The following is a 10,049-nucleotide window of genomic DNA, read 5'->3' on the forward strand; positions in this document are numbered from 1 at the left end:
GGCTGGCTCGGAGACCGAGCACGACGACATTGCCGATGACTTTGGCCCCTATCGCATTTCCGCGCAAAAACCCAAGCTCGGGGCAGACGAAATCCTACTGCTGACGGCATCGGGGTTTGGCGATTGGCTCGCCGGCTCCGCGCTCGCAAAAACTGTCATCGTAGTGGGGCTCGACACTGCCATCGCCACCGAGGAGGTTCGGTTCGTTCCACTGGAGTCGACCAATTTCGACCTTTCAACCGCTATGACGCTGCGCAGCCCACGCACGCTTGTGCACGAATACGGGGCGCTGCGCGTAGTGCCGCAGTCGATCGGACGTTGGCTTTTGTCGGATCCTAAAACTTGGAGTGACGCAAACCAGCGATTCCGCCAGTGGGCTGAGCATGCAATCCGAGCCATCTTGCCCTCCTTGGCCAACGAAATCGATCAGAACACGGGTGCGTATGTGTTCAGAGGCCCGCCACGGTTGAGTTTGCCGCCGGTTGCGACTGATGCGGATACAGTCCGTGATTTGGGCAAACACGGCTTCGGCGAGCTTCAGGCGGCCGCGCGATGGGTTTACGAGTTGGATCGCGAGGCTGAGACTAAGCACACACTCTTTGCGACGGAGTTGGCTCGAACCGGAGGTAACCACGCTGACACCATAAAATGTATCAAAGAGAATGTTGCCTTCGCGTTGGAGGGCGCCAAGATCGCCTATCAGATGTCACTTGCGAAGGTGAGCGCAGATAATTTGAGGGCGCTTGCTGATCTGCGGAAGGCGGTGACTGACGAGACCGGTAAAATCACCGATGCCACACGACAGGTTGCTGCTGCTGTAGCCTCGGCCCTAGGAATCGGGATTGGTTTGATCGCCGCGCGCGTCGCCGCTAACGCACCCTCTCTGTTGATTGTGGCGGTGATGACAATAGTCTGTGCCTACATCTTCGTAGTCATATATTCCGGTCATAGGTTCGCCGCCCTGCAGCGCCAGCTACGAGACGTCTGGCGGAACCAGATTTATCGCTTCTTATCGGAAGAAGACTACTCCAAGCTGGTGGTGAGGCCTGGCCGAGACGCAGAGCGCATCCTGAATGTCGTATCCTTGGCCGGGGGCATTGCGGTAGCGGTTACGTTTGTGGTCGCTATTACCGTTGCACTGGCCCCCGCGCGCGACACTGTTCCGGCGCGGTCTCAACCCGGCCCCGCTTCCGCTCAGCCTACATCAGCCGGGTCGAGGCCGGCCTCTGTGACTACTCCAGGTGCGACTCCCTAGCAGCCCGATCTCAGGGCGCCGGTCGTTGAGCATCCGAGGTAGAGACGTGTTGCGCCGTCGTTCCTCAGCCGCCTCAAAGAGCTTGGGGCCGATCTGCCGTTGGGCAGTGCCGAGCGCGAGACGCTGGCGGCGGAGAAGATGGCGCTGTTTGAGAACGGCATCGAGACGCTGGACGGAATAAAGGAGCTCTCAAAGCGTTAAAAAGCGCGCCGAGCGAGCGGCTGGCCGAGCTCGGTAGCAACCAGCAACGGCATTACCTTGTCGTGCGCTCGACGACGAACAGACGCCATCCGCGATCGCCAGTTGGGTCTAGGCTCTGATGCAGCACATGTCAGACGGTGGCAATCTCAGCACGGGCGAAACGGCCGACACCATCGCTTTACTCGCAGATGATCCCATCGTCTCCGTCGGCAGTTTCTCAGAGCGCACCAACGACCTCTCGAACGGACTGATCTGGCCGAAGGACGGCTGAAGCCTCGACCGCCTATGCCGCAATGGCGCGTCGCGAGTTTCTTCCCCTGGGCGAAGCCCATTCCTCGCGCAACTCAAGAAACGCGCGCCTGCGCCATCCTCCGCTCTTTTTCGGTCGCAAGCGATGCGGCGGCGGTTGCCTTCGGCCTCACGATCGCCATCGAGGCCGCATGGTGCGGGCTCGGAAACGAAAACGGAGATTGAAAATGGCTACCATCGGCACCTTCAAGAAGACCAATGCGAACGAGTTCACCGGCGAGATCGTCACCCTCAGCGTCCAGGCCAAGAGCGTACGCATCGTCCCCGACACCCGGGCCAGCGGCGAGAATGCTCCAAGCCATCGCGTGGTGGTCGGCAAGGCCGAGATCGGCGCCGCCTGGTCCAAGCGCTCCAACGAGGGCCGCGACTATCTCGGGCTCAAGCTGGACGACCCGAGCTTCACCRCTCCGATCTACGCCAACCTCTTCGCCGACGAGGAAGGTGAGGGCCACAGCCTCATCTGGTCACGCCCCAGCCGCCGCAACGGCGAGTGACCTAGAAGACGCCTCGCCCGGCACCGGGCGAGGCGTCCTTTCATGCTGACTGCGAAACCTTGCTACGATTGATCAGAACGGCTGGCGAGCCGGACACCCGCACCACCACCATTCTCCGGGATAAACTGAATGCCTGCGGATTCGAGTGCGCGTCGCAACGCGTCAATGGTCACCCTGTTTGCACTTATTGGACCGGTTAGAGGCTCTAGTCGTTTGATCGTAGCGAGTGAGACCTTGGACCGTTCCGCAAGCGTTTTCTGATCCCATTGAAGCAAAGCACGTGCGGCTCGAATTTGTCCGCTTGTAAGTTCATCTATACTAAAAGTATCATTTGATGCCATAGGGCTTGATTTTTTGCCTGCGTTCACTTAAATCACCGCTAGTTGCCACCGCCTGCGACCCACGAGAGATCATCTCCAGGTCATGGGCGGCGGTGAAACGGTCGAGCAGGGTGCAGGAACACCTTGCCCGACCTGACCAAAGCCAAGCTGTGTGGGAGCTCGGATCATGGCTGATTCCGACAATACCACGACTTTGCCTTCCGTCACGCTTGGACGGGAGATGCAATCTCCGTTGACCAAAGAGTRTGCCGGCTCTTCAGCCGAAGCTCCGTTGTCACACGACCCCGCACTTCTCCTGTCCCTTGCCTGGATCGATGCCCATGTCGAGATGCTGGCTTCCTCAGTCCGGCAGCAGCAAGAGGAGGAGGGGCTCTTGGAGCGCGGCGCACTTTTGCCTACAGGCGCTCTTGTTGAGCGCGGGGAGGGGGCTAGCGCCGACTGCGACGATCTCGATGGCCGGGAAGAGGATGCGGCGGACAAGGCCGACGCCCTGTTGGCCGAGATCGCGGCGACGCCGGCACAATCGTTGGCGGGTGTGAYCGCCAAGCTTGCGGTCGTGGTTCGAGAAGCGAACGACAACAGCGATCTTTTCGAATTTCCGCTTCCGCAGATCCGCTCTGCCTTGGCTGACCTGCGGCGTCTCGCTCATGACGCGATATGCGACCAGCCCGCCGGCGACCAATCGATCGGCGCGCTCTTCGAGCAGCCCGCTTCGTCTTTTGCGGCCTGGCGCGCGTTCAGCGCGTGGAGCCAAGGTGATGACGAGGCCTATCGCAACTGGACAGAGACGTTCAAGACACTGCAGGGCGCGAGCCAGTAGGGATCGCAAACGTTACGCGGGGCTCCTCGAGCGTTCTGTGAGCGGCGGATCGATCTTCATGTTACAAGATGTCCGAGCAATGGACGCGCCCGTCCGTTCCCGCTGTCACGACCCTCTATTCTGCTGCGGTCTTCCGGAATCGGGAACCAATTGTCGACGAACAGATTCTCTTGCGGAGTGAATGCCTTAATCCAGCAAGGGAGCGCGTCATGGGAAGCACATCGGACAAGGTTAAGGGCAATGCCAACGAAGTCGCCGGAAAGGCGCGCCAAGCCCTCGGCAAGGCCGTGGACAATCACGAGGAACAGGCCAAGGGCAAGGTTCAGGAAACCAAGGGTAARGCACAGGTCGCCAAGGGCCAGGTCAAGGACGCCGTGAAGAACGTCGTCGACAAGACCTGATCGTCAAATATTCAACAATGAACAAGCCCGCGGCGACGCGGGCTTTTYCTTTGGCGAAGCGAAATGCGGATCGAGATATTGGCGGCATGTCTGCCTGCTCGGCGAGAAGGGGTAAGGTGTTGTCGACCTTCTTCACCGCCCAGTAAGGCGATCACGAAGCGGCATATGCTCGGTCAAGCGGCCCTTCATTTGTCGTCCTTGTAGACTGTCGCAGCCTCGTCGATCTTGCGCCAGTCGTTACCGTGACGGCGCACCAGCTCTCGCGCTGGGCCGGTGAAATGTCATGCACTTGAACGACGTGTTTGACCTCGGCGTCCTCACCCTTCAGCGGTCGACTGCGGATCCTTTTCGACGTACGCGCCGCCGGTGCGCCGGCCCGCTGGTCTTCTGTCTCACTTAAGGGAATATCCGCCGACGTTGTCAGCAAAGGGCCGCCAAGCGTTAACGTCACGCYGRCCGACTCGAAGGCTTWGCGGACCGCCACAATCCTTCCAGTGCGGAGGATGCGCCTCCCGCTCTCGAAGTCGCGGATCGTGGCTTCGCTGAGATTGGACTTCGCAGCCAGGYGGACCTGAGGCCAATCGAGCAGCGCGCGAGCAGCCCGGCAATAGGCTGGGGTGAGTTCCCGCCGGTTGGCATCCTCGGCTTCTCCGGTTTCGTGTGGCTCCGTCATGCGAAGATGAAATTCAGCGAGGCTAAAATGTTCCGAAACGTCGCAAAAGCTGAACGGCTTTCCAGGCAAGCCGCCCAGCAGCATATGCATCGGGATACCTCTCGCTCGATTGCTCGCCGCCGGGTTCTCTCCTCCTCCGTTCGTCAATGACGGAATCCAAGGATCTCGCTCAACGCCGCGCCCCCCTATCAAATCGTCGAGAAGGGAAGGATGCGGATGAAGYCGGATACATCGCAGTGGCGTGACCCACAGGCATATGCATTCATCAAAGGCGCAACCGCCGATGAGATTRCCTGGGAGTTTCTGCGCCGCAATCCCTTGTATCAGCGGGACTTCRCAACCTCTCGCTCGGCTAAGGCGATGCGGGCACTACGCAAGCGCTGGGGTTTGCAGTTTCGCCGCCAGGCCTGACCAGTCCGCTATCGAGCAGCCCGTCTATTGGGCACCAGAGATCAACCCTGGGGTCGTGAATCTTGTCGAGGTTCCGCCCGAACTGCAAACGCGGGAAGGCAGCACCATCGACGTACCGCGAGGCGTGGGCCGGCATGATGAGGTCGGCCTCCATACACGGTCTGGCGGCACGCAACTGRCAGTTCTTGGCGACGCCAAGCCGGATGAACCGGTTGCCGCCATCATCCCACTGGACGGCATGGCGTACGACCGGCTGGAGGCCATTGAGCGGTTCATCCGCTCGATCCACAGGCAGCACCTTCCCGACGCGCGGTTGACYGCGGCGCAGCRCCGTCGCCTTGGCCACATGCTGCGATGCCTCGATGGYCRGGAAGAGCGGGCATCCCATTTCGAAGTGGCGACCGTCTTGTTCGGTCGACGGCTGGTCAGCGCCGCCGACTGGCACGACTCGGCTTTTCGCTATCAGACGCATCGCTTAGTTCGTGACGGCCTGAAGATGGTCGAGCGCGGCTATCGCCATTTGCTTCGCGCGCGACGGCGTCATTCCTGAAGGGTTTCCACGCCTTCGTCACTTAACGCATCTTCTGCACGCCCATGGTTATGATCGTGAATTGAATGACGTTTTTTGCTCCGCCTTACGGCCGCTGAGGCCAGCTCTGCTGATCACCTAAGCCGACGGTGCCAGGGCAGGGCTCCTTCGTTGAAGTTCTGACCCGAAGCAGCCAGAGCCAGCGATCGAACTCAGGCATCAGCACCTTCGGGCAATGATCTCGACCGGCGCAATCAGGCCCGCTGAAATACTTTCGACCATGTTTCGGACCATCTGCGGCCGCCGCGCTCCCATGAGCGTCTGGATCCCCAGTACTACCCGCCCTGTGGCCGCCTGGGCGCGCTGCCGCGCGAAATGGTCAAGCGCGACATCGCGCCGCTCGCGTTCCGACAAGACCTCGAACCCTGCCGCGGAAAGCGCGTCGCGGTACTGCTCTGGCGTGGCGATCGCGTTCGCATCTGCCGTACTCGCCCATGGCAGCGGATAAGACAGCTCGCCGGCTCCGGTGCGCATGACGTCGAAGACACCGAACCGGGCGCCCGCGCGCAGGACCCGCRCTGCCTCCGAAAACAGTGCGGTTTTGTCGGCAATGTTCATTCCAACGTGCAACATGTAAGCGGCGGTGAACGATYCATCTGCGAAGGGCAGCGCCAAAGCATCGCCCTGCTGCAACGAGACGCGGTCCTCGAGATGAAGCCAGCCGGAGAGGACGGCGCCGGCTTCGACGTAGTCGCGAGTGAGGTCGATGCCGGTCACCTGACAGCCGTAGCGCTCAGCGATCTGTCTGGCCGGGCCACCCAGGCCGCAGCCGATGTCGAGCACTCAATCCCCGGTGGTGAGCGCAAGTTGCCCTGCCAGCTCTCCCGTGGCGGCGCGGCCGCCAATGTGAAACTCGTCCACCGGCGAGAGGTCCTCGGCCGTGACCGTGCTTTCGGTCTTCCCCAAGGCGGCAAGACCATCACGGATATCTGCGATCAGGGTGCCTCGCGCGTAGTGCTCTGCAATCTGTGAACGCGGCGCCGCTTCCATGTCATCGCCCCTTTTTGCCGGCAACTTCGCGGATCATCTCAGCCGACCATCGACATTCCCGAATTCGGTCGGCCCGACGATCATACCAGTCGATCCGGTGAAGCCAAATGCGCGGACACGCCAAGTGCGTTATGGCCCAGCGATCGAGAAGGGTGGCCCGGTAATTTCCATGTCGAACTCGGTCGCAATCGCCTTGATCACCGCGAGGTCGCGCGGAATTTCCAGTCCCTGCGCGGCAACCGTCGGGAAAAAGCTTTCGAGGCCACCTGGGGACAGGATAGCGATCCATCGCGCACGCTCAACGACGACGAAGGTGTGCTCGACACCAGCGGGAATGTAGAACAATGCCCCGGCGCTACGCTCGGAAATCTCCCCGGCACGCCAGAAGCGCAGCCGCCCTTGGAGAACGATGAAGACTTCGTCGGATTTCGGGTGGCGATGGCGTGGCGGTCCATCGCCCGGACCAGCATCGGATGCAAATGCCCCGAGCTTGCCGCCGGTCTCGCGCGCCGTCAGCAGCGTTTCGTAATGCGTACCATTCCAGTCGGTTTCAGTACCAGGTGCTGCCCGCGTTTGCATCTTTCACCACATGTGGTTGATGTGAAGCTTGATGGCGTCACGATAGCTACACGCTGGCCTCAGCGGTCGCCTCGTATGAACATACGAGATGCGGCGGGGAATGGTTGTCAGTGAAGCCGGCTTCCGGCAGACTGCAAATCCCCTCAGGCGAGGGAGCGGTGAAAGCCGGCAAACATGCACGACTTCGACGGCATGGTGGGGCAGATCTACGATGCGGCGGTCGAACCCGGCCGCTGGCCGCAGGTTCTCGAGACGCTGTCCGATTTCCTCGAAGGCGCCGCCACCAAGCTCACGTTCCAGAACACAAGAACGTTGCGCAGCGAAGCGAATTCGGTGCGCATGCCGCCCGAGGCGGACCTCACCTATGCGCGGTACTATTACAAGACCAATGTGTTCCTGCCGCGCATCGCGCGGCTGCGCGCCGGTACGCTGATCCCGATCTGGGAGCTCCTACCGCGCGAGGTCTACCGGCGCTCCGAATTCTACAACGACTTCTGCCGGCCTGGCGACATGTGCCACTCGATCGGAGTCGTGCTGGTGAACGAGCCGGACACGCGCGTCGTGTTCACCTGCGGACGCGCCGAGACAACAGGAGAGTTCGAGCCCGAGCACCTCGACCGGTTGCGCCGTATCGGGCCGCATCTGGTCCGCGCGGCGAGCGTGGGATTGCGCCTCTCGCGTTCGGAGATCRCCAGGAGTGCCAATGTCGAGGCGCTCGACCGCGTTGCCCAAGGCGTGCTGATCGTGGCGGCAAACGGCGAGATCTTGTTCGCCAACCGGGTGGCCGAAGCGCTGCTTACTGAAGCGGACGGAATCAGGACAGAGAAATCGGCGCTGCGCGCAGCCAGGCGCGCGGATGCCGCGCAATTCCAGCGGTTGATCGTCGCGGCCGCGGAGCGGTCGGACACTGCGGGCGGCGTGATGGCGCTCGCGCGGCCGGCGCCGCGGCGACCGCTGAGCGTGCTGGTGGCGCCGCTGAGGACCAAGTCGACCTGGTTCTTGGCCGGCCGCCCCGCCGCGATCGTGTTCGTGGCCGATCCGGACAGCGCGCCGCGGACCGCRCAGGGCCAGTTGCGCAATCTCTATCGGCTGACCCCGGCCGAGGCGGCCGTGGCAATCGCGATCGCCCGCGGCGAAGGGCTGCAGGCGGCCGCAGACGAGCTCCGCATCAGCCTGACCACCGCGCGCACCCACCTGCAGCACGCATTCGAGAAGACCGAGACACGGCGGCAGGCGGAGCTGGTGCGTCTCATCGCGGCGAGTGTCGTTTAYGAGTGACATCTGGAGCGCAGCAAGACTTGCGCAAGCTGGTTGCAAAGCTTTCGACATGGCGAGCCCCCGCGCACCCATGGCAGATCCTCACTTATCCCTCTACGGCCTGCCGGTCCGCTGTCGGCCCAAGTGAGACGTCCGCAACATACGGCCGCTCCAGCGCAAAGGCCGGCATTGGAGAGCGCGTGTCCGGACCAGCTTCGATAGGCTCCAGCAACGGCATCACCAGTCATCACCCGAAGCCGAGGCTGATCCCGTCCGCGATCGCCAGATGGGTCCAGCCTCTGATGCAGCACATGTCAGGCGCGGTAACATCAGCACGGGCGAAACGGCCGACACCATCGCTTTACTCGCAGATGATCCCATCGTCTCCGTCGGCAGTTTCTCAGAGCGCACCAACGACCTCTCGAACGGACTGATCTGGCCGAAGGACGGCTGAAGCCTCGACCGCCTATGCCGCAATGGCGCGTCGCGAGTTTCTTCCCCTGGGCGAAGCCCATTCCTCGCGCAACTCAAGAAACGCGCGCCTGCGCCATCCTCCGCTCTTTTTCGGTCGCAAGCGATGCGGCGGCGGTTGCCTTCGGCCTCACGATCGCCATCGAGGCCGCATGGTGCGGGCTCGGAAACGAAAACGGAGATTGAAAATGGCTACCATCGGCACCTTCAAGAAGACCAATGCGAACGAGTTCACCGGCGAGATCGTCACCCTGAGCGTCCAGGCCAAGAGCGTACGCATCGTCCCCGACACCCGGGCCAGCGGCGAAAATGCTCCGAGCCATCGCGTGGTGGTCGGCAAGGCCGAGATCGGCGCCGCCTGGTCCAAGCGCTCCACCGAGGGCCGCGACTATCTCGGGCTCAAGCTCGACGACCCGAGCTTCACCGCTCCGATCTACGCCAACCTCTTCGCCGACGAGGAAGGTGAGGGCCACAGCCTCATCTGGTCACGCCCCAACCGCCGCAACGGCGACTGAATCGGCAGACGCCTCGCCCGACACCGGGCGAGGCGTCTCCTGATGGCGCGAAGGCCTTGCGGGCGCCGGCCTGTCCGAGCCGACTTCCCGTGAGCGACTGCGCTGCTTGATACGAGATAGCGCGAAAATGGTCGAGCGCCGCTACCGCCGATCGATGCAGGCGCCTGCGCCACCCCCGACGGCCCTCGCGGTGCGAAATAGCGCCCCTCAATTGCGCACCTGATCACGGTGCCCTTGCTCCTCCATCCTGGCAATCGATCGCCGTTCAACCGCAACGGCCGGAAGGAGACACCTCATGAACGCCGACGCCGCGCCACTGCCGCCGCGCTACCTGCGCACTTCTGAAGCCGCGCATTTCCTCAGTCTCTCGGCGCGCACGCTCGAGAAACACCGCACCTACGGGACCGGGCCTGCCTATCGCAAACTTGGCGGCCGCGTCGTCTACGCCGTCGACGACCTCCAGCTCTGGGTCCAGCGCGGCGCGATGACATCGACGTCCGATCCGCATGGCTCGGTGCTGCCCGCAAAGCCTCAAGCCGCCCGCCTGATCCCCTATGCCGGGCGCGAAAGGCGCTGAGTACGCTGATTTCCCCTTTGTCGGCCAGACCACGTCAACCGTTGGAGCGCGAACAGCTCGACCTGTTCCAGGCGCTGCCGGGCGTGGTCGCGCCACGCGATGCGCAGGACCTCATGGCCTATCCCTTCTTCTCCCTCGCAAAAACCAGGCGCATCGCGCCGATCGA

At 62.4% G+C, this 10,049-nt stretch carries 13 protein-coding genes and 1 pseudogene; 11 read left to right on the forward strand and 3 right to left on the reverse strand.

Going from position 1 to position 10,049, the window contains the following annotated elements; genetic code table 11:
• The 7 genes from LCM4576_RS36650 to LCM4576_RS29420 form a co-directional block, all read left to right on the forward strand.
• The coding region (locus LCM4576_RS36650) for a hypothetical protein (protein WP_071035940.1) at positions 1-1,255 on the forward strand (1,255 nt) is incomplete at its 5' end.
• Positions 1,256-1,583: 328 nt separating this feature from the next.
• Positions 1,584-1,727, forward strand: coding sequence for a hypothetical protein (locus LCM4576_RS36655; protein ID WP_157901244.1), 144 nt, complete (start codon positions 1,584-1,586; stop codon positions 1,725-1,727).
• 205 nt (positions 1,728-1,932) lie between these two features.
• Positions 1,933-2,259, forward strand: a complete 327-nt coding sequence (locus LCM4576_RS29400) for a DUF736 domain-containing protein (protein WP_071035941.1) — start codon at positions 1,933-1,935, stop codon at positions 2,257-2,259.
• 507 nt (positions 2,260-2,766) lie between these two features.
• A complete protein-coding gene (locus LCM4576_RS29405) occupies positions 2,767-3,420 on the forward strand; it encodes a hypothetical protein (RefSeq protein WP_244510949.1) in 654 nt (217 codons plus the stop codon).
• A gap of 209 nt (positions 3,421-3,629) precedes the next feature.
• Entirely contained in the window at positions 3,630-3,821 is a 192-nt protein-coding gene (locus tag LCM4576_RS29410; RefSeq protein ID WP_041002458.1) for a CsbD family protein, read from the forward strand.
• 889 nt (positions 3,822-4,710) lie between these two features.
• Positions 4,711-4,905 carry a transcriptional regulator domain-containing protein gene (locus LCM4576_RS37415; RefSeq protein ID WP_083361508.1) on the forward strand — a complete coding sequence of 65 codons (195 nt, stop codon included), beginning with the start codon at positions 4,711-4,713 and terminating at the stop codon, positions 4,903-4,905.
• A 55-nt stretch (positions 4,906-4,960) separates the two neighbouring features.
• Complete coding sequence (locus tag LCM4576_RS29420; RefSeq protein ID WP_071035111.1) at positions 4,961-5,455, forward strand: DUF2285 domain-containing protein; 495 nt, start codon at positions 4,961-4,963, stop codon at positions 5,453-5,455.
• A gap of 198 nt (positions 5,456-5,653) precedes the next feature.
• Here the strand turns inward: LCM4576_RS29420 and LCM4576_RS29425 are convergent, their stop codons facing one another.
• The 3 genes from LCM4576_RS29425 to LCM4576_RS29430 form a co-directional block, all read right to left on the reverse strand.
• A complete protein-coding gene (locus LCM4576_RS29425) occupies positions 5,654-6,277 on the reverse strand; it encodes a class I SAM-dependent methyltransferase (protein WP_083361506.1) in 624 nt (207 codons plus the stop codon).
• Positions 6,278-6,484, reverse strand: a complete 207-nt coding sequence (locus tag LCM4576_RS35370) for a hypothetical protein (protein WP_083361507.1) — start codon at positions 6,482-6,484, stop codon at positions 6,278-6,280. It lies immediately after the preceding gene.
• 129 nt (positions 6,485-6,613) lie between these two features.
• Positions 6,614-7,063 carry a cupin domain-containing protein gene (locus LCM4576_RS29430; protein ID WP_052467698.1) on the reverse strand — a complete coding sequence of 150 codons (450 nt, stop codon included), beginning with the start codon at positions 7,061-7,063 and terminating at the stop codon, positions 6,614-6,616.
• Between the two features lie 174 nt (positions 7,064-7,237).
• On the opposite strand from LCM4576_RS29430, the gene LCM4576_RS29435 reads away from it, so the two are divergent.
• The 4 genes and pseudogenes from LCM4576_RS29435 to LCM4576_RS37420 all read left to right on the forward strand — a co-directional run.
• Positions 7,238-8,341, forward strand: a complete 1,104-nt coding sequence (locus LCM4576_RS29435; RefSeq protein ID WP_071035113.1) for a LuxR C-terminal-related transcriptional regulator — start codon at positions 7,238-7,240, stop codon at positions 8,339-8,341.
• A 638-nt stretch (positions 8,342-8,979) separates the two neighbouring features.
• Positions 8,980-9,306, forward strand: a complete 327-nt coding sequence (locus LCM4576_RS29445; RefSeq protein ID WP_071035943.1) for a DUF736 domain-containing protein — start codon at positions 8,980-8,982, stop codon at positions 9,304-9,306.
• 295 nt (positions 9,307-9,601) lie between these two features.
• Positions 9,602-9,883 carry an AlpA family transcriptional regulator gene (locus LCM4576_RS29450; RefSeq protein WP_041002472.1) on the forward strand — a complete coding sequence of 94 codons (282 nt, stop codon included), beginning with the start codon at positions 9,602-9,604 and terminating at the stop codon, positions 9,881-9,883.
• Positions 9,884-9,888: 5 nt separating this feature from the next.
• Positions 9,889-10,049 (forward strand): annotated as a pseudogene (locus LCM4576_RS37420) (replication protein); the annotation flags it as partial.

The organism is Mesorhizobium sp. LCM 4576 (genome assembly GCF_001854815.1).
Taxonomy (GTDB): Bacteria; Pseudomonadota; Alphaproteobacteria; order Rhizobiales; family Rhizobiaceae; genus Mesorhizobium; species Mesorhizobium plurifarium.